Genomic DNA, 18,463 nt, shown 5'->3' with positions numbered 1-18,463 from the left:
GTGCGCGCCGAAAAATCAAAATGTCACGAGTGCGACGCCGAGGAACTGGAATCCGAGCGGATGGATGAGTGTGACGGCATCACCCAGCGCGTAGATCCCCATACCAAACCAGAGGATTCTGCGTCGGCCGTATTTGTCCGCCAGTTTGCCCATCCAGGTTGAGCTCCAGGTACCGACGACATACAAAAGAAACAACCACGCAATGAGCGATTCCGGAACGACATATGGCTGCCCGCTGAGCCGGAACGGCATGTAATTGTAGAGCGTCACGAATCCGCCCATCAATACAAACCCCATGCCAAACAGCACAACCAATCCCGGGTCGCGGAGATGGTGTAGGAGCGTTCGCGAAAGTGCCCGCATACGCAGCGGCTGTGCATGAAAGTGACGCGATTCCGGGACATTTCGCCAAAACCACAGCGTAATGACCGCACCGATCATGCCAACCATAAATATGGAAAATCTCCAGGAGACGAGTGCGACGAGTGCAGCGAGTAACCGCCCTACCATTCCGCCGACAGAGTTGCCGCTGATGTACAGACCCATGGCAGCACCTAAGTGATTTGGATGGATTTCCTCACCTAGATAGGCCATGGCTGCAGCGGGCAGTCCAGCGAGGGCGAATCCCTGAAGTGTTCTTGCCGCAAGAAACCAGTCGAAGTTTGGTGCGAATGCGGACAACAGGCTTGTGATGCTCACTGCGACGAGCGAGACGATCATCACCGGCCGCCTTCCGAACGCTTCGGACAGAGATCCGGCCACCAGCTGTCCGCAGGCCATCATCAACGTGGATACCGAAAGAGACAAGGAAGCAGTTGCGGGATGAATGTGAAATGTGGTTGTAAATTTCGGTAATAATGGCTGAACAGCATAGAGATTTGCGAAGATGACGAACGCACCAAAAAACAGAGCTAGGTTTACGCGGCGATAAGCCTTGCTGCCCTGTTCTATGTATTCCATTGTTCTCCACTCTTTTCTGCGTCTGTTTCGTGCGCCACATCATTATACCGTGTGGATATTCCGTTTCCAAAATTTTTACACCTTTGCGTTCTATCAATGTCCGGTGATATCTTCTCTTTACAGGCTTGCACGGAAGAAGCGGAGGATGACCCGAATGGGGAATGAGTCGAGCGGGAACCGCAAAATTGTCGTCATTAATACTGGTGGTACCATTGCCATGGAGTTGGATGAAGGGACAGATGCCGTTTCAGTCGGCAACGAACAGCCACTTCATCGGCTTGAGCCGCTCTTGTCGCAGTATGCGCAAAGTGAAATGATCGATCTGTTCCAAGTGCCTAGCCCCCACATGACACCGGCCATGATGGAGGAACTGGCCGACGTCGTCCGAACTCAACTGGCAAGTGAACACGTGTCGGGCGTGGTCATCACGCACGGCACAGATACGCTGGAAGAAACAGCTTACTATCTGGATTTAACGGTTGCGTCTGACAAACCGATTGTGGTGACTGGTGCCATGCGCTCCAGCAATGAAGTGGGCGCCGACGGTCCTGTCAATTTGATAGAGTCGATTCGCGTTGCGGCAGACCCGCGAAGCGAAGGACGCGGCACGCTCGTCGTCTTCAACGACGAAATCCACGCAGCGCGGTTTGTCACCAAAACGCATACTAGCAATGTGTCGACATTTCAGTCACCGTCGTACGGCCCAATTGGGTTCGTGACTGCGCGGGGAGTGAGTTACCATCAGCCTGTGTCGAGATCGAAAACGTATCACTTCACGTCACCGCGAACCGTCCATATTCCACTGGTAAAGATGGTGGCGGGAGAGGAGGCAGCCTGGCTGGAATGGCTGCTCGATTTGAAGATAGACGGCGTCATCGTCGAGGCTTTTGGTGCGGGAAACGTTCCACCGTCCGTCGTGCCCGTCATTCAGCGCCTGTGTGACAGGCAATTACCGGTTGTCATCGTCTCGCGCTGTTATAACGGATACGTCCAGGATGTCTACGGATATGAGGGCGGGGGCAAGCAGTTGCGTGATTTGGGGTGCATTTTTTCAAACGGGTTAAATGGACAGAAAGCGCGAATTCGTCTACTCGTCCTGTGCGCGGCTGGCGTAAAAGTCGACGAGATGCAGGATCATTTTCAGTTTTGATGGTCATTCACGATGTGCCGTGGGGGCGTATGTGGAACAAAGTCAACGGGTTGAAGGGGAATGAATGTGGAAATCATCCATGTGACGAAAAATGCCGATCTCGACGAGTGCATCGCCATTCGTCGTGAAGTGTTTGTGGACGAGCAGGGGGTTAGTGAGGAAGAGGAGATAGATGAGCAGGACGTTGTGGGCGTCGGCCATCATCTCTACGTTCGAGATGATGCTGGAGTTCCAGTTGCCACTGCAAGGTACAAGCGATATGACGACGAAACGGCGAAAATTCAGCGAGTTGCCGTTCGCAAGCCCTATCGTGCCGGTGGGTATGGACGTGTGGTGATGGAAGCCATTGAACAGATGGCGAAGTCTGACGGGTTCCGCGCAGCGGTGCTTGACGCTCAATGCCACGCGGAAGGGTTCTACAAGAAGTTAGGATACACGACCATCAGTGAGAATCCATTTTTGGACGCAGGAATTTTACACGTCCGTATGAAAAAGCCGCTCACTTCGTCAAGCGGCGAATGATCTCGCTGTGCTGTGGATATTGACGCAGTAAATCATCCTGTTCAAACAGCTCAAAGTCTGCGAAGTCAAATCCAGGCGACACCATGCAGCTGACAAATGCATAGTCGTCTGGTGTCGTTGCATTCACGGTCGCACCGAATATGTGGTTGCGCGGGATGCAAATCTGTGGTTCCTCACCATTTGACAAGCCGAGCCCGAGCGGATGTTTGGAATAGGTTCCATCTGGCGCAATGACGTGCACGGTCAGTGCAGTTCCAGAATGAAAGTACCAGATTTCGTCCGACTTTAAGCGGTGAAACCGTGACACATCGCCGGATTCTAGCAGGAAGTAGATGGATGTCGCGCTGCGGCGCTCTCCGCCGTAGCGAAGCCGTGTTGACTCGTCATCGAGCCACACGTCGGAGTGGTACAACTCGCGATAATAGCCGCCTTCTGGGTGACGTTCCAGGTTCAGTGTGGAAATCCATTTTTTCGCATTCATTCGTTTCCGTAACCCCCTCACACGCTCTTCTTCCATGCGTCTCGGAAAGTTTCCTGCTTTACTCATCTTACTGAACATTCGGATTTGCTTTTTAACCGGTAAGTTTGGCAGGATAGAGGACGGAGAAGCATTTATTATTTTGCTCTATCATGAATGAACACAGGAGGTATGTCAGTTGACACTCATGCCTTACCGCAACGAGCCGCCAATCGATTTTACAACTGCTCCACACAAGGACAAGTTGTTGGCTGCTCTTGAACAAGTAAAAGCACAGTTTGGCAAGACGTACCCGTTGTACATTAACGGCAAACAAATCCAAACGGAGAACCCATTGGCGTCCGTCAACCCCGCAAAGCACCGGGAAGTTGTCGGTTATGTTAGTCAAGCGAATCAAAAGCACATTGATGAGGCAATTGACGCGGCAAAGAAAGCGTTTGAGAGCTGGCGCCATACCTCTTTCGAAGAACGCGCAATGTACCTCATGAAGGCCGCTGAGATCATGCGCCGCCGCAAGCCGGAGCTCATGGCCTGGCAAATTTATGAATCCGGTAAGAACTGGGCCGAAGCGGATGGCGATGTCAACGAAGCAATCGACTTTCTGGAGTATTATGCGCGTCAAGCGATCCGGCTCGGCAAAGGTGTTGAAGTTGAGCCATACCCTGGCGAAGACAATCGCATGATGTATTTGCCGCTTGGTGTCGGTGTGGTCATTCCCCCTTGGAATTTCCCACTTGCCATTCTGACGGGGACGACGGTTGCAGCGTTGGTAACCGGGAACACGGTGCTCTTGAAACCGTCTCCGCTCTCATCGGTCATGGCAGCCAAGTTTGTGGAGATCATGGACGAACTGCGCTTGCCTGCGGGTGTCTTGAACTTCGTTCCAGGTCCTCCGGAGGAAATTGGCGATTACATGGTCGGGCACAAAGATGTTCGGTTTGTGTCCTTTACCGGATCGAAGACGACTGGTCTTCACATCGACGAAACAGCTCATAAAAAAGCTGAAGGCCAGCGCTGGATCAAGCGCGTCGTCGCAGAAATGGGCGGCAAAGATGGCATCGTGGTCGACGAGACGTCAGACCCCGAAGAGGCAGCTGCAGCAATCGTCGCGTCGGCGTTTGGCTTCCAAGGACAAAAGTGCTCTGCTGGATCTCGCGCCATTATTCACGAGGCCATCTATGACAAAGTGGTTGAACACATTGTTGAGAAGGCAAAGGCGCTCTCTGTGGGAGCCCCGGCTGAAAACTTTGCCGTGGGACCGGTCATTGATGAGAAATCTTTCGCTAAGGTTACGGGGTATATCGAGATCGGCAAGAAGGAAGCCAAGCTCGTGCTCGGCGGAACAGCGGACGACTCGGAAGGATACTTCGTCAACCCGACTGTATTTATCGATGCGGCTCCGGACGCTCGGATTATGCAGGAAGAGATTTTTGGACCTGTCCTCGCGGTCTGTAAAGTAAAATCCTTCGAAGAGGGCATCGAAGTGTTCAATAACACGGAGTATGGACTCACAGGGTCTGTCTTCTCGCGCCTGCGTGAAAGGCTTGAATACGCGCGCCAGAACATGGATTGCGGCAACTTGTATTTGAACCGCAAGTGCACCGGTTCGCTTGTAGGTATCCAGCCGTTCGGCGGTTTTAACATGTCAGGCACGGATGCAAAAGCCGGCGGTCCGGATTACCTGCTCAATTTCGTTCAACCAAAGACGGTTACCGAGCAGTTTTAAGATTTCTAATAAATCATGATGACTCGTCGTCATCGCATGGTTGCCGATTCACTCGTTGAGTCGGCAGCTTTTTTGTGTAACATGGTTCGGGTTGTTGGTTCCATCGGGACTCACAGATTTTAAGGTTGCTTGAAGCAAGCGCGCATGTTCGGTACACTGAAAAACAGTGAGTTCTTAATTGAAAGTGGGTGAGCGCTGTGCAATCGATTGACCGCGATTCCGTACAGTCTGAACTGTCCCGATACCTAAATCAAGAAGTGTATCTGCACTTGGAGACAACGAACGGTGCCTATGCAGCGCATCGTTTCGGTCAGCCAATGGCCGTTTGCGCCTATATTCGCAATGGGAAAGTGAAATTTCACCGTGCAACCATAACTGGTGATGAGAAGCCCTATCGTGTGGGCTTGAAGATGGAAGACGGTTGGATTTATGCTCAAGGGTTAACGGACTTTGAGATAGACGAAAAAGGCCGATTGCTTCTTGCTGGCCACGATGATGAAGGTCGTCTTGCAATCTCAATGGAGTTGTCAAAGACACCCTTTCCGATGGGCGTCATCGATGGGGAGGAGGCTTGATTTCCATGCAAAAAGAGCGTCACTTACTACTTGTATTCCCGCATCCTGATGACGAATCGTTCGGTAAGGCCGGGACGGTCATCCTGTTTACGAAGGCGGGTACGCCGGCAACTTTGATTTGTGGGACACTGGGCGAAATGGGCCGCAACATGGGAAAACCGGCTTTTGCCACGCGTGAAAGTCTGCCGCTTATTCGGAAAGCCGAACTGGAAGACGCCTGTCAGGCACTCGGCATAGACGACTTGCGTTTACTGGGCCTTCGCGATAAGACGGTAGAGTTTGAGGACCCGGAAGAGATCGCGGACAAAATTGAGGCAGTCATCCGCGAAGTGAACCCATCTATCGTGATGACATATTATCCAAAGTACGGTGTTCATCCCGATCACGACGCCCTCTCAGAAGCAACCGTCCGGGCCGTTAAGCGACTGCCGAAGTCGGAGCGACCTGTCATTTACGCTTCTGCTGTCACGAATAATGCAAGTGAGGTCCTTGGTCCGCCGGACTTCGAATTCGATGTGTCGGAGGTTTACGAGGAGAAGATGGCCGCGATGCGTGCACATAAGTCTCAATACGAGAGCATGTTTTCGCAGATGGAACAACAGATGGCGAGCGATCCAAAGGTGCGCGCCGAGATCGAAGCAAATCTGACAAAAGAACGTTTTTGGATATATCATATCGAAGACTAAATGAATATTTGGCATAGGGGGCTGTCCGGAATCCGGGCAGTCTTTGTTGTGTTCAGTTGGAGGAGTGCAATATGATTCGTGTCTTGTTTATCTGTTTGGGTAACATTTGCAGGTCTCCTATGGCTGAAGCGGTGTTTCGCAAGATGCTCCGGGAACGCCATTTGGAATCGAGCGTCACGGTGGATTCGGCCGGACTAGGAGGTTGGCACGCCGGCGATCCGCCGCACCAAGGCACACGACAGGTACTCGATGACCACGGGATTTCCTACGAGGGAATTTCCAGTCGGCAGGTTCGCCGTGATGAGCTGAAGTCTTATGATTACGTGATAGCCATGGATGAGGCAAATATGGAAGGGCTTGCTCGCTTGGGTCTCTCACCATCCGACAATGTAACGCGTTTGCTGGAACTCGTCCCGGACGTACCTGAAAAGGATGTGCCGGACCCTTATTACGACAACCGTTTTGACTACGTGTACGAGCTCGTGGAGCGTGGCTGTCGCGCGTTGTTGTTAAGGGTGGAAGCGGATCTTGCGTCAAAATAGGTTGATATAACAGACGAGCCCGAGCACGTCCACATACCCTAATTTGTGTGCCAAACGCACGAAGGAGGGATTGGATGTTGAAGCGAGAGTTATTGTTATCCACTCGGGCGCTCGTCAACAACGGCCAGGGTTACTATCCTTCGGACATTCGTCGAGCGTACCACTTTCCCATCAATTATCAAGGTTCCGGACAGACAATCGGAATCCTCGAGTTTTCAAACGGTTATCGTTTGCGTGACGCGAAAGCGTTCTGGAACATGCACGGGATCACGCCGCCAACTGTCGAATTTGTTTCCGTCGACGGAACGCGAAACGACCAAGGGCGACAGCCTCAAGACGAAGAGGCCTCACTCGATCTCCAATGGGCCGGAGCCTTAGCGCCACAGGCGAAGTTGGTTGTTTATGAAGCAAACGCCGGCGACACATACGCTCAGTTCGCCCAGGCGATGATCCGAACCCTCACGTTTATTCTGAACGACACACAACGCAAACCAAGTGTCTTGTCAATCTCCTACGGTGACGCAGAAGAGTCGTTTTCTCCCAACGATCTGCAACGGATCGCCCGTGTCATCCAAAAGCTGGACAACACGGGCATCACAGTGTGCGTCGCTTCTGGCGACCAAGGAGCATATGGTTTGCATGACTTGAGCGGATCGCGTCGTCGACATGTCGATGCACCAGCTAGCGTGCCAAACGCCATCGCAGTTGGCGGAACGCACTTAAACGCAAGTGGTGGCGAAAGGGCGTGGACCTATTACGGCCCGCAAAACGGCGGCGCAACCGGCGGTGGATACTCATCTCTGTTTGCGAAGCCGACCTGGCAGAAAGCGTTACCTGGTGTGATGCGTGCATTGCCGGATATCGCCTTCAACGCAGATCCAGCAAGTGGTTACCAAATTGTCTTTCAAGGAGATACAGCTGTTGTCGGCGGCACATCGGTTTCTTGCCCTGTTTTTGCCGCCATTGTCGCGCTGGCGAATGAAGCAAGAGCATTCAATGGCAAACCACCTGTCGCAAACTTGGGTCAGATTCTCTACTCGAACACGAACCTCATCCCATTTCGTGATGTCATCCAAGGTAACAACAGCTTCAACGGTGTCACTGGGTACACAGCAAAACCGGGCTGGGACGCCTGTACGGGCCTTGGCTCGCTGGACGTGGCAAGCTTTATCGCATTCCTTGCAACACACGACGCATGAGGATTGATATATGGATTGAACGAGGCACAAGCTGCGATCATGTTTACGGACCAGTGGGGCGAAATGCACCCATTTGGTCCGTTTTGCGTATATATGGGCGAACGTCAAGCGACAGAGGAGCATAGCGATGGCACAGCGCAACCCTCCTAAATTTCGACCAGACAAATTACTGACTGTTTTTTTAGAAGGTGTGACTCCGACGGATCCTGTGGACGGACGGCATTACACGCTGACACATTCGGATCGGACGGGAAAGTTGTATTTGAGCGTGGGAATGGATTACCACCAATCGCAGATATGTGGATGGTACACGAAATGGAAGCGTGACGAGTTTATCGGTCGCTGGGTGACGAAGTCGGATAGGAGTGAGCCGACATCAAAAGCTGAGTTTCATGCCTTTGTCCATGTCAGTGGCGGACGGATCATCGGCCGGGCAATGAACCGAAATAAGGCGTTCATGAGAGAATTGCCCCGCACGCTCCGGGCCATTCGGTACGGCGATGCCTATCTCTTCAAAGCTCATCCAGACTTGGATGATGCCCTGATTGTCGTTCATTTTGAGTCCGTTCATGACAAGTACAACCGCACCGAGGAGTGGGGACATTTTTCGGAATATGTGACGCCACCGCCAGTCGTCCGTCGCAGGTAGTGCTGAATGTGATTTCGCCCAACTACTAAGACATTGCGCCAGTAAAGTGAGACCTTCTCACTGAATTCGAGAGACATTTTGTATGACAATCGCCTTGTTCCATTCGATCAGGGCGATTTGTTTTATGGTTGACTAAGAAGCGGATCAAATTTCCCCTCGTTACTTGATGGATAACGCGGCTCAAGCACCGATGCATGAGAATGCATTGTGGGCTTGCCACGTCTTGCTCTCGATTAAGGGACAGATAAACGCAACGGGGAATTTGTTCAACAAGTTCATATACACGTTTTCATGTTATACCGCTTATGTAATAATCAGTATTTGTAGAATATAGCGATAACGGAAGGTGACAGACATGGTTACGAAACAACTAGTCACGTTCTATGCGGCCCTTTCTCTTGTTGGAGCAATTACCGGTTGTTCAACAACTATTATCCACAAACAGCGGTTTTAACACTGAATACTTCGTCTTCTATTCCTATTCAGTCCATCGAAAATCACCAGAAAACAGACGGAACAATCATTTCTATGAATAAGCCTTCAGAAAGCAACACGGAGAGTAGCACATACAAATCTAACTCTCCATATGAAAATACGGCAAATATTCAAGCGCCGATATTAATCGAGCAAGGTACAAACGATCAAAATGTCATTTGGGAAACGGTTCGAGACTACGCAAATAAGCTGAAATCCCAACACAAAACGGTTCAATTCAACCTCATTAAAGGTGGTAACCATGGATTGACTAATTACATTAGACAGGTTCACGGTGAAACGCTAGATTGGTTCAACCAATACGGGTTCAACGGAATTTTTTAAAATAATCCGTAATGATCGTAGCAATGAGGTGACTACAGAGTGCAAATCTTTAGATTTGGTCAGGAAAGTGGAAGACGTATAAATCACTTCGATTCGAATTTCATCATGTCACGGATTGTCGTCACGGATAAACCTGCACTTATAGGTTGCATGCATCTTGAATCCAACGGCATTATTGGCTTTCATCAAACCATTACTCCACAACTACTCCTCGTTGTAAATGGAGAGGGATGGGTTCGATGCGATTCCGAAGAAAAGGTTTATGTTACAGTCGGGGATGCGATATTTTGGCAAGAAGGTGAATGGCACGAAACGAAGACTGATACTGGATTGACCGCCATTGTTATTGAATCTGATATTCACGCGGAAAAATTATTAAGTCGTTCTATGCAAAGGTTAGGTGAAGTTAAGTGACCACGAAAACGATAGCGTGCCGCATTTTAGATACATTGAAGATTCAGTACAAGCTACATGAGTACGACTGGGATGAAGAAGAACTTGATGCGGTTACGGTTGCAGCGAAGGTGGGCATTCCACCTTCACAGATCTTTAAAACACTTGTCCTTCGCGGTGATAAAACGGGCGTTTTTATGGCATGTATCCCAGGAGATAAAGAGTTAGACCTAAAAGTGTCCGCGAGTGTTAGCGGAAACAAAAAAGTTGAGATGGTTCCAGTTAAAGAACTCCAAACTTTGACTGGATATATCCGAGGCGGGGTCTCCCCACTTGGCGTAAAGAAAAAGTATCCAATTTACATCGAGAAGTCCATTCAAAACTTAGACCCTGTAAGCATCAGTGCCGGCAAAAGAGGTGTTCAAATTTTCTTAAATGGTATGGACTTGGTACGTGCGTGTGAAGCAAATCTTGATTCTATTTCTCGATAACTGGAGTTGTTCAGAACGCCAATCAATAATCCATCTTCGAAGTGGGTGTTGAGCAGGAATACAGAGATGTCCTACATGAAAATACGATACCCAATCCTTATGGGACTATGGAGAGTTCACTGTGGCTAACGGTATTCCGGAAACTTTTAACTTTCGATCCTTGTGGTTTGGTCGCATGGTTTCTATTTTTGGAGATCGGTTCACGGAACTTGCACTTCCCTGGATTGTCCTTCAGAGTACACATTCTCCCTGGAAAGCGGGTCTCGTTGTTGCCTGCGAGTAAGTAGCACCACTAGTAACCGTTCGCTTCGCAATCACCTTCTGCGCCGCATTGCTATTAGGCGGAGTCTTATGGGTACTGCGATACACTGAGAGTGACGATACGATGTTATCGACGGACGCGTGACGATATCCGTTCGACTTCCCGGTATTACAGACATGCCGGATTTTGACGGCACATTTGGTTGTGAACACATCCGACCGCTACATCAATTACATATAAACATGAAATTTCCGTTTGAAAATATATAGACCACAAAGCACTATTCAGGAGACTGGAACTGACGATGAACACTAAAAGTCTATTTAAAGCGAAAGGTGAAGAACATCGGAAAGCCGTATGCGGGAAAATCGCTCATACGGTTTGATGAGGGCTGGTCAACCAGTCCCCTACTCGACAGAAATGGTTCAATTGTATTATGGAACAGGAAAAATAGATGGTTTATAGTAAACAGGTTGTTGGCTTATTAAAATCATTCATAATAGGAGTTCAAAATGAAATCAAACAAACATCACCTTAGATTCGCTTTCATGTTAGCTATGTTCTCTGGCTTGGGACCGTTTACCTTCGATATGTATCTCCCGTCGTTTCCGCAAATGATGAAATTCTTCGGAACGACTGCGTCGACGATCCAGGTCAGTTTGACGGCTTGTCTATTGGGATTAGCACTCGGACAAATCACCATGGGTGCACTAAGCGATGTCCACGGCAGACGAAAACCACTCATCATCGCCATGATTATTTACTGTCTATCGTCGATCGGTTGTGCCTTTGCACCGAATATCGGGATTTTTATCGCCTTGCGTTTTATACAAGGATTCGCGGTGTCGGCTGGAACGATTTCAAGTGCGATTGCTCGTGACACCCACAACGGTACGGAACTCACGAAGTTCTTTTCATTGATTAGCGTAATGAGCAGCGTCGCACCCTTGCTCGCACCCCTTGCGGGAAGTGCGGTCATCTCGTTCACGAAATGGGAAGGCGTGTTCTATTTATTAGGGATACTCGGATTCATCCTATCCATTACAACGATCTGGAGACTGAAAGAAACTTTGCCAGCAGAGAAACGGATTCGCAGCAATTTCGGGCAGATGTTCGGAAACTTTAAGACGCTCCTCGGAAATCGAGTATTTATGGGCTACGTATTGGCACAAGGGTTTATGCTTGGGGGCGTCTTCGCTTACGTCGCTGGTACACCGTTTGTGTATCAGAAAATTTACGGAGTTTCTCCGCAAGTGTTTTCTATGCTTTTCGCATTAAACGGAATCGTGTTAATCACTGCCTCACAAGTGGTCCGCAAATTAGCGGGGAGAATCCCTGAGCATCGCATTCTCCATTTCGGGTTAGGATTGTCGTTTATCGCAACGATCACCGTACTCGTTGTCGTTCTGACGCACGGACCACTGTTTGCACTCGTGATTCCGTTGGTTTGTTATGTCGCATCAATGGGAACCATCGGTCCAGTTTCGTTCACTTTAGCAATGGAATCCCAAGGACACGTCGCGGGTAGTGCCTCTGCATTGCTCGGCGTGATTCCATTTTTATTAGGTTGTGTCAGTTCTCCATTAGTGGGCATTGCAGGCGAGTACTCCGCTGTGCCACTAGGCATCATCCTTTTAATGGCGAGCCTACTTTCTATAGGTTGTTATACGCTTTTAACCGTAAAGAGAAGAATGAATGTCCAGACTACGGAATCGGTATAAATGTGGCGTACTTCTTCTAGGCAGTGACATGGCCCACCAAGTCGATAATTGTAAAACGGACACCCTGACGGCGTCCGTTTTTTAACATACGTTGTTGAACTAGTCATAATGAACGACACCGGCTCCGTTTGGCACATCGTGATTTCTGCTGAGACTTGAGAGAACAGTGCATGGCCACATACGAAAGCCGATACAGAATAACTACAATAAAAATTCCTATCTTTCAGACATCCGTTGTGTAAACATTATCGATAAGAGTTTATGTTTGCGCAGGAAGGATGATCATATGTGGCCACGAGGATTACTGACCCATGTAAGAGGTGGCAAAATGGTATTGTTTAGCCGCATTGAATTTACTGAGGTTAATCTTGATGAGAAGCAGACGCTTGCTCAATGGCTGTCATCTGATGTGTGGAATAATTTTACTAATCCCGAGATATCCATTGAAGGAGCGGTTAGATGGATTGAGCTTGGTGGTCTTCATGGAGATAACAAGAAAACATTTTGGATTGAAATAGACTCCCAGAAAAAGGTGGGTCTCATCCAACTGTACGATTTCCTCGATTCCACCTCTATGTTTGATATCAGAATTAACACGAGCCATCGTGGCATGAGGATCGGACGGAAAGCAGTAAGTTGGCTAACCAACTTTGCGTTTGAAAACTACTCCGGAATTAGTCGTATTGAAGCAAATACACGCCAAGATAATGTTGCTATGCGGAAAGTATTAAAGTCATGTGGATACGTCAAGGAGGCTCATTATCGAGCTGGATGGGAAACAGGAGACAGTCCGTCGGATTGGGTGGATGCCGTAGCATACGCCATTCTTCGTTACGATTGGGCTAATCATACGACAACTCCCGTGCATTGGGATGATGAAACGTCGCTTCCGTATCCTTGAACTTGTGGGGGAATAAATCGAAGAAAACCGTATGATTACACACTCCCGAACCGATAAGGCTTATTCGTTAGTGGGGAGTTTGTTCAAGTACTCCGATGTACGACTATTGAACTATTTCCTGCTGAAATTTTGATGACTATTATAGAGTCTAATCAGTTTATTTGCCGGGAAACTAACAAGCGGAGGGTATAGTTCACTGTTCAAAAGGCCGAATTAAAACATGTCGAAGGAATCTGCGGTGTTTGTACCCGTGGCTATTGGGCTACTTATACTTCAGCACCCAGAGCCTACATACAGAGAATTGTTGAGGATTTTACAATGTCGAACGTGTGACCAGAGAAGTACAGAACGGTGATTATTGGGTTGCTCTCTGCGTTATAGACGTACCATATGAATCAAAAAATGCTGATAGATTTCTGAACGGGCAATTCGTATCACGACGGCAGATGGAGGTATCGCCTTGCCAAATGAGTTGACAGTTAAAGAGCCTAATATTAAGCGATATCTCGAACGTATTGGCATCACCGAAGCAATAGTAGTGGACTATATCTCTCTGCGACATATTCAAGAACGCCATATGTTATCCGTCCCATTTGAGAACCTAAATATCATCCACGGAATCCCAGTTGAATTGGACCTAGACTCATTATATGACAAGATTGTCGACAAAAGACGGGGAGGTTATTGTTACGAACTGAACGGACTGTTAGCGTGGCTTTTGAAGCGGCTTGGGTATCGTGTATCACTATTATCAGGACGGGTTATTCGGGACGATGGATCATTCGGACCCGAATTCGATCACATGGCTCTTTTGGTACATCTTGATAACGACTACATTGTGGATGTTGGATTTGGTGACTCTGTTCGTAGCCCCTTACCTTTATCAGGGGAAGTTGTTACTGATGTAAGTGGTTCGTATCGTATCACTCATGAAATTGATTCAGATGTTCTCTTCTTTCAGAAAAAACTGAACGGTGAGTGGGTTTCAGAATACCGATTCACGCTAACGTCTCGACACATCGAGGACTTTAGACACATGAACATACACCAGCAAACCTCACCTGACTCTCATTTTACGAAAAACCTCATTGTTTCCAAAGCAACTCCGCAGGGACGAATATCGATTTCTGGTGACTCATTTATCGTTACAATTGGATCTGATAAGGAACGGAGACCCATACTGTCAAATGATGAACAAAAGGCTTTGTTAAAGATCCATTTCGGAATGGACTTGGCATGTTCATAATATTTAGGTCGAAAAATTGACATGCGAACCTCTTCGTCCCAAGTCAAGTCATGAATCAGTTCTTGGTTTTTCTTGAACATGAGGGAGCATATGTCCTAGAAAGGGTTCGTCTTGGTCACGCATGAACATACAATTTGCAAAATCCACCCTAGGTTAATTCAACTTGATGTAGCGAAAGGAATTACATTTATGGTCATTTATGAGGACAAGTATCACTATGGATGGGACGGAGACAACGGAATTGGTGAAAGGCTCATCCAACAAATCATTGACGGAAAGAAAACAGCTACATGTGCTCCCAAGATTTCTTACACTCCAGATGAATTAGAGAGAACTTGCGCATTGGTTGGGAAAGTATGTACGGTTACAGACAAACTTGGTACACCTCGATGTAACGTCCGCCATCTTGAAGTATTTGAAACAACGTTTGGTAATCCAGACCCACGGTTAGTTAAAGGCGAGGGTGACGGAGATGACGTGGAAAAATTCAAATGGGACCACATCAAAGCATGGAATGGTATGGCAACAGAAGGGGTCCCACTTACAGATGAAACCATACTCGTCGTCGAGCTTTTTGAGTTAGTTGTGAACTCCCCGTTGATTAAGATACTAGCTATCTCAGGAAGTTTGAGAAACAGATCGTCAAACTCGCTACTTATGCGATCGATGGTTGAGATGGCTCCACGAAACGCTAATGTGACTATTTACGACGAGCTTGGTCTTTTGCCACATTTTAATCCTGACTTAGATGGCAATGACGTACCTCTAGAGGTGAACAGGTGGCGTAATCATTTAAGAGAAGCGGACGGAGTATTCATCTGTACACCAGAATACGCCAAAGGGGTTCCTGGTACGCTAAAAAACGCACTTGATTGGGTTGTATCCTCCGGCGAATTTTATAACAAACCTGTAGCGATTGTTAGTGCGTCGCCTCATCCTTCAGGTGGAGAAATAGCTCATGCCTCACTATTGGGAACACTCTCAATGATGAATGCAATCGTGGCGGAAGACTGTAGTCTAAAGGTTCCATTAATCACCATGAAATTGTCGCCTGACGGCTCCATCATTGATGAACAAACGAAATTTGAAGCCCAGAAGCTCATGGATTCGCTTATTCGAGTATCGAGTAAATAATTAAGAACAACCCGCAACAGCCGGACAATTACCGTTAACCATAAGGGGCAAAAAGACGGGAGCCCAAATAACTTACCCACACCCACACTTTCATCGACTCCGCTTTATTTTGAAGTTTGGTCTGCCACGTTTGAATGCTACTCAAGAAATCAGCAGATAGTTTGACCGCCGTGACGCACCACTCAGATTCCAAGCACCGATGATTTTGGGATCGTTCGTTCGTCTAAATATGTGATGGATGATAGAAGGTTAGACGGGAGTTTGGTCTGATCCGAAGTTTTGTTCATCGGCTGTGGAAACCTTCGTGTTCGTTAAGTAGAGGAGGAGTGAAGCAATCTGCGTATAACGAAGACGGTACAAAATGAACATTTACAAGACAAGGTTGAAATTTGAGCGGAATGTAAAGCACGGACGTTACGAGGAGGAGAAGATTTGGCCAATGAAATATGGTTAAATTTGCCAGTTGAGGATCTCGACAAGTCGGAAGAGTTTTTCAGTCAAATTGGATTTTCAGTGAAGCGGGGAGCGGGCAATTCAGAGGATAACGCCAGACTAGTCATCGGGGATGAGAATGTCACCGTGATGCTATTTCCACAGTCGGAACGGGGGCGTTAGTTAAGCATTAATTTGCTGATTTTATGCTAATTCTTCTGTCTCTAAAAGCACCCTTAGACGACGATTCTTAAAAACGGGAACATAAAATGAGGAGTTTCGATGCAACCGACAACAGCTTCCAACGAATGTATCGATGTGGAAAATCATTCAGGTCTATTCAGACCCGTTCGCACATCTCGAAACTTTACAGCCTTGTGGTTGGGGCAAACACTGTCCCAATTTGGCGACTCCGTACTATGGGTTACCTTGCCATTAGCGGTCCTTCACACGTCAGGGTCCACTTTGCAGCTTGGCATCATCATGGGCCTGTTTATGATCCCGCAAGTCGTCTTGTTGCCTTTTACCGGGGTTCTAGTGGACAGAATCTCACGAACCCGGGTCATGATGACCACAGACGTCATACGATGCATTCTCGTTACAACACTTACGGTATTGTACATGACAGGATGGATGGACACACGGGTCCTAGGAGGATTTGTACTCGTTTATGGTGGTATGGAAGCCTTATTCAACCCTGCGTACTCCGGTGCGCGCCAACAGGTCTTCACACCAGAGATCCGTAGCGCGGCCATATCGCTTACACAAATCACCATGCAAACATCGCGATTGCTCGGGCCAGCCTTAGGAGGGATGATCGTAGGCTTCGCTTCTCCGGCCGCGGGTTTTGGACTTGATGCATTGATGTTGTTGGCATCCGTCATCAGCCTGACGTTTCTGCACATTCCAGTACCAAGGCAAAAATCTACCGCTCGACAAGGAATGCGAGACTACGCCAACGAATTGCTCGGTGGCTATCAGGAGCTAAAGAAACATCCGTGGCTGTGGATTACCATTCTAGCCTTCTCCTTCCTCAGCATTGCAAGCACAGGCCTTACCACCATTCTTGTTCCGTGGGTAGTCAAAATCCATCTACACCTCTCTGACTACGCATATGGCCTCATCAGCAGTGCGGCAGGCATTGGTGCCATCGTTTCAGCTATCATCTACGGGAAGCGGAGTACGTGGAGACACCGAGCTTACATTGCGTACGGTGGATTAGCGGTAGATGCATTAGCTATGTTGGGACTAGCGCTCGTGCATAGCACCCCAATGCTTATGATCCTTATGGCCATCGCCAGTGCCGGGGGAATGCTGTTCGGCGTGGTTTGGGAAGGCAGTATGCAGGAATTGATTGCACCTGAGGCATACGGCCGTGCGGCCAGTCTAGATTATTTCGGTTCTTGGGTGTTATTACCCTTGGGAAACGTATTAACTGGTTGGTTAGCTACGGAAATAGGCGGTATTCATACAGTGTGGGTTGAGGCAACATTTATGCTGTTCGTAACGATGGTGACAATGGCCGTTCCAGCAGTACGCAGATTCGATTAGGTCACGAATCGTATTACTTTGATTCGCAATCCTTGTGTCGTTAACGGGAGCGTTAATTCAAAAACACCCTGGCAGAAAAAGATCGGTAGTCCTTGTGAGGGGGTATCTGTTTTTTTCAATGCTGTCTTAGCGTACGATTTTTTCCGTTTCGTGACGTGACCCCTAATACGGGAGGTGAAGCCCTCCGTCTGAACATGGACGGAGGGCGCTCCGCTTTCTTTGTTCAGACGTTGGGTGACTATGAGTCGATATGAAAGTGAAGCGAAGCTGGGGTATTTCGCAACTCCAGATACAATGACTGACAAAATAGTAAAGAGACTTTTGTTCAAAGGTCCAGCTCGACTTTGGGATCCGTGTTGTGGCGAAGGTGTTGCACTCCGGCATGTTCAAGACAATGTACCTGAGACTTCACGTTCGTATGGGTTTGAGATCGACAAAGGACGAGCTCAAGCAGCGGCAATGGTCCTAGATGAAGTGGTCCCCTCGGCGTTTGAACATGCACGCATTGACCCCGCGAGTATGCAACTGTTATGGCTTAACCCGCCATATGACAATCGTGCGGGCCAAGGAAGCGACAGTACACGCCTTGAACTTTGGTTTCTTCGAAACACGTCCAAGTACGTCGTACCAAACGGTGTGTTAGTGTTCATTGTTCCGCGGTATACACTCACTAAAGAAATGGTGAACGCCCTGGAAAATCGGTACACAAACCTGGCCGTATACCGGTTCGACGACGCGGAATTTCAAGCCTACCAACAAGTCGTGGTATTCGGAACCCGTCGTGAAAAAGGATTAGACTCCCATGCCGCCGGGGCGGCACCAGCAGAAGGATGAAAATGCCTTTGTGTTGAATGATTTTTTGGTGGCTGGCGAAGGCAGGTCGTCACTCCTTGGTGCCTCGAGCCCGCTGATTAGACTGACTACGACGACCAGGTGCACCACAGAATGTCGCTCTCCTCCTCGGAGAAGCACGCAGGATAGAATGATCCGTTATGGTCGTTGCACCAGCCCTTCAATATTACCAGT

21 protein-coding genes and 1 pseudogene are annotated in these 18,463 nt (G+C 48.5%); 20 read left to right on the top strand and 2 right to left on the bottom strand.

Annotation, left to right across the window (positions count from 1 at the left end; genetic code table 11):
- Positions 1–15: 15 nt before the first annotated feature.
- Complete coding sequence (locus NZD86_RS17320; RefSeq protein WP_268043298.1) at positions 16–960, bottom strand: MFS transporter; 945 nt, start codon at positions 958–960, stop codon at positions 16–18.
- Positions 961–1,114: 154 nt separating this feature from the next.
- Between NZD86_RS17320 and NZD86_RS17315 the strand changes: the two genes are divergently transcribed.
- Together NZD86_RS17315 and NZD86_RS17310 are read left to right on the top strand one after the other, a co-directional pair.
- Complete coding sequence (locus NZD86_RS17315; protein WP_268043296.1) at positions 1,115–2,110, top strand: asparaginase; 996 nt, start codon at positions 1,115–1,117, stop codon at positions 2,108–2,110.
- Between the two features lie 60 nt (positions 2,111–2,170).
- Positions 2,171–2,632 (top strand): GNAT family N-acetyltransferase, encoded by a 462-nt coding sequence (locus tag NZD86_RS17310; protein WP_268043295.1) that lies wholly within the window; start codon positions 2,171–2,173, stop codon positions 2,630–2,632.
- Here the strand turns inward: NZD86_RS17310 and NZD86_RS17305 are convergent.
- Entirely contained in the window at positions 2,610–3,113 is a 504-nt protein-coding gene (locus NZD86_RS17305; RefSeq protein WP_268043294.1) for a cupin domain-containing protein, read from the bottom strand. The genes NZD86_RS17310 and NZD86_RS17305 overlap by 23 nt on opposite strands.
- Before the next feature lie 184 nt (positions 3,114–3,297).
- Between NZD86_RS17305 and pruA the strand changes: the two genes are divergently transcribed.
- From pruA to NZD86_RS17215, 18 genes and pseudogenes are all read left to right on the top strand, one after another.
- Positions 3,298–4,836 carry an L-glutamate gamma-semialdehyde dehydrogenase gene (pruA, locus tag NZD86_RS17300; RefSeq protein WP_268046919.1) on the top strand — a complete coding sequence of 513 codons (1,539 nt, stop codon included), beginning with the start codon at positions 3,298–3,300 and terminating at the stop codon, positions 4,834–4,836.
- A 197-nt stretch (positions 4,837–5,033) separates the two neighbouring features.
- Positions 5,034–5,411, top strand: coding sequence for a YojF family protein (locus NZD86_RS17295; protein ID WP_268043293.1), 378 nt, complete (start codon positions 5,034–5,036; stop codon positions 5,409–5,411).
- A gap of 5 nt (positions 5,412–5,416) precedes the next feature.
- Positions 5,417–6,097, top strand: coding sequence for a bacillithiol biosynthesis deacetylase BshB2 (gene bshB2 / locus NZD86_RS17290; RefSeq protein ID WP_268043292.1), 681 nt, complete (start codon positions 5,417–5,419; stop codon positions 6,095–6,097).
- Between the two features lie 71 nt (positions 6,098–6,168).
- On the top strand, positions 6,169–6,639 hold the full coding sequence (locus NZD86_RS17285) for a low molecular weight protein-tyrosine-phosphatase (RefSeq protein WP_268043291.1): 471 nt from the start codon (positions 6,169–6,171) through the stop codon (positions 6,637–6,639).
- A gap of 74 nt (positions 6,640–6,713) precedes the next feature.
- On the top strand, positions 6,714–7,838 hold the full coding sequence (locus tag NZD86_RS17280) for a S53 family peptidase (RefSeq protein ID WP_268043290.1): 1,125 nt from the start codon (positions 6,714–6,716) through the stop codon (positions 7,836–7,838).
- A gap of 127 nt (positions 7,839–7,965) precedes the next feature.
- Positions 7,966–8,487, top strand: coding sequence for a staygreen family protein (locus NZD86_RS17275; protein WP_268043289.1), 522 nt, complete (start codon positions 7,966–7,968; stop codon positions 8,485–8,487).
- A gap of 417 nt (positions 8,488–8,904) precedes the next feature.
- Complete coding sequence (locus NZD86_RS17270; protein WP_268043288.1) at positions 8,905–9,306, top strand: alpha/beta hydrolase family protein; 402 nt, start codon at positions 8,905–8,907, stop codon at positions 9,304–9,306.
- Between the two features lie 105 nt (positions 9,307–9,411).
- The gene (locus NZD86_RS17265) at positions 9,412–9,720 is read left to right on the top strand and encodes a cupin (protein ID WP_326492584.1); all 309 of its coding nucleotides are present in this window, start codon (positions 9,412–9,414) and stop codon (positions 9,718–9,720) included.
- Positions 9,717–10,190 carry a Cys-tRNA(Pro) deacylase gene (ybaK, locus tag NZD86_RS17260; RefSeq protein ID WP_268043286.1) on the top strand — a complete coding sequence of 158 codons (474 nt, stop codon included), beginning with the start codon at positions 9,717–9,719 and terminating at the stop codon, positions 10,188–10,190. Before NZD86_RS17265 ends, ybaK begins: the two co-directional genes overlap by 4 nt.
- A 121-nt stretch (positions 10,191–10,311) precedes the next feature.
- The gene (locus NZD86_RS17255) at positions 10,312–10,473 is read left to right on the top strand and encodes a hypothetical protein (protein WP_268043285.1); all 162 of its coding nucleotides are present in this window, start codon (positions 10,312–10,314) and stop codon (positions 10,471–10,473) included.
- Positions 10,474–10,964: 491 nt separating this feature from the next.
- Positions 10,965–12,173 (top strand): multidrug effflux MFS transporter, encoded by a 1,209-nt coding sequence (locus NZD86_RS17250; protein WP_268043284.1) that lies wholly within the window; start codon positions 10,965–10,967, stop codon positions 12,171–12,173.
- 328 nt (positions 12,174–12,501) lie between these two features.
- Positions 12,502–13,074, top strand: coding sequence for a GNAT family N-acetyltransferase (locus NZD86_RS17245; RefSeq protein ID WP_268043283.1), 573 nt, complete (start codon positions 12,502–12,504; stop codon positions 13,072–13,074).
- Between the two features lie 460 nt (positions 13,075–13,534).
- Positions 13,535–14,320, top strand: coding sequence for an arylamine N-acetyltransferase family protein (locus tag NZD86_RS17240; RefSeq protein ID WP_268043282.1), 786 nt, complete (start codon positions 13,535–13,537; stop codon positions 14,318–14,320).
- Positions 14,321–14,509: 189 nt separating this feature from the next.
- Positions 14,510–14,905 (top strand): annotated as a pseudogene (locus tag NZD86_RS17235) (hypothetical protein); the annotation flags it as partial.
- Positions 14,906–15,454: an NADPH-dependent FMN reductase gene (locus tag NZD86_RS17230; protein ID WP_268046918.1), complete on the top strand. Its 549-nt coding sequence runs from the start codon at positions 14,906–14,908 to the stop codon at positions 15,452–15,454.
- Between the two features lie 432 nt (positions 15,455–15,886).
- A complete protein-coding gene (locus NZD86_RS17225) occupies positions 15,887–16,069 on the top strand; it encodes a hypothetical protein (RefSeq protein ID WP_268043281.1) in 183 nt (60 codons plus the stop codon).
- Between the two features lie 99 nt (positions 16,070–16,168).
- Positions 16,169–17,437 carry an MFS transporter gene (locus tag NZD86_RS17220; protein WP_268043280.1) on the top strand — a complete coding sequence of 423 codons (1,269 nt, stop codon included), beginning with the start codon at positions 16,169–16,171 and terminating at the stop codon, positions 17,435–17,437.
- Between the two features lie 240 nt (positions 17,438–17,677).
- Entirely contained in the window at positions 17,678–18,271 is a 594-nt protein-coding gene (locus NZD86_RS17215) for a DUF6094 domain-containing protein (RefSeq protein ID WP_268043279.1), read from the top strand.
- Positions 18,272–18,463 lie beyond the last annotated feature (192 nt).

The organism is Alicyclobacillus dauci (genome assembly GCF_026651605.1).
Lineage (GTDB): Bacteria > Bacillota > Bacilli > Alicyclobacillales > Alicyclobacillaceae > Alicyclobacillus > Alicyclobacillus dauci.
The sequence above is the reverse complement of the archived record's forward strand: the minus strand, read 5'-3'. Positions and strand labels throughout refer to the sequence as shown.

Excerpts from the sequence above, each read along its gene's own strand:
- NZD86_RS17320 (WP_268043298.1), bottom strand. The coding sequence starts at position 960 with ATGGAATACATAGAACAGGGCAGCAAGGCTTATCGCCGCGTAAACCTA.
- NZD86_RS17315 (WP_268043296.1), top strand. The coding sequence starts at position 1,115 with ATGGGGAATGAGTCGAGCGGGAACCGCAAAATTGTCGTCATTAATACT.
- NZD86_RS17310 (WP_268043295.1), top strand. The coding sequence starts at position 2,171 with ATGAATGTGGAAATCATCCATGTGACGAAAAATGCCGATCTCGACGAG.
- NZD86_RS17305 (WP_268043294.1), bottom strand. The coding sequence starts at position 3,113 with ATGAATGCGAAAAAATGGATTTCCACACTGAACCTGGAACGTCACCCA.
- pruA (WP_268046919.1), top strand. The coding sequence starts at position 3,298 with ATGCCTTACCGCAACGAGCCGCCAATCGATTTTACAACTGCTCCACAC.
- bshB2 (WP_268043292.1), top strand. The coding sequence starts at position 5,417 with ATGCAAAAAGAGCGTCACTTACTACTTGTATTCCCGCATCCTGATGAC.
- NZD86_RS17285 (WP_268043291.1), top strand. The coding sequence starts at position 6,169 with ATGATTCGTGTCTTGTTTATCTGTTTGGGTAACATTTGCAGGTCTCCT.
- NZD86_RS17280 (WP_268043290.1), top strand. The coding sequence starts at position 6,714 with ATGTTGAAGCGAGAGTTATTGTTATCCACTCGGGCGCTCGTCAACAAC.
- NZD86_RS17275 (WP_268043289.1), top strand. The coding sequence starts at position 7,966 with ATGGCACAGCGCAACCCTCCTAAATTTCGACCAGACAAATTACTGACT.
- NZD86_RS17265 (WP_326492584.1), top strand. The coding sequence starts at position 9,412 with ATGTCACGGATTGTCGTCACGGATAAACCTGCACTTATAGGTTGCATG.
- NZD86_RS17250 (WP_268043284.1), top strand. The coding sequence starts at position 10,965 with ATGAAATCAAACAAACATCACCTTAGATTCGCTTTCATGTTAGCTATG.
- NZD86_RS17245 (WP_268043283.1), top strand. The coding sequence starts at position 12,502 with ATGGTATTGTTTAGCCGCATTGAATTTACTGAGGTTAATCTTGATGAG.
- NZD86_RS17220 (WP_268043280.1), top strand. The coding sequence starts at position 16,169 with ATGCAACCGACAACAGCTTCCAACGAATGTATCGATGTGGAAAATCAT.
- NZD86_RS17215 (WP_268043279.1), top strand. The coding sequence starts at position 17,678 with ATGAGTCGATATGAAAGTGAAGCGAAGCTGGGGTATTTCGCAACTCCA.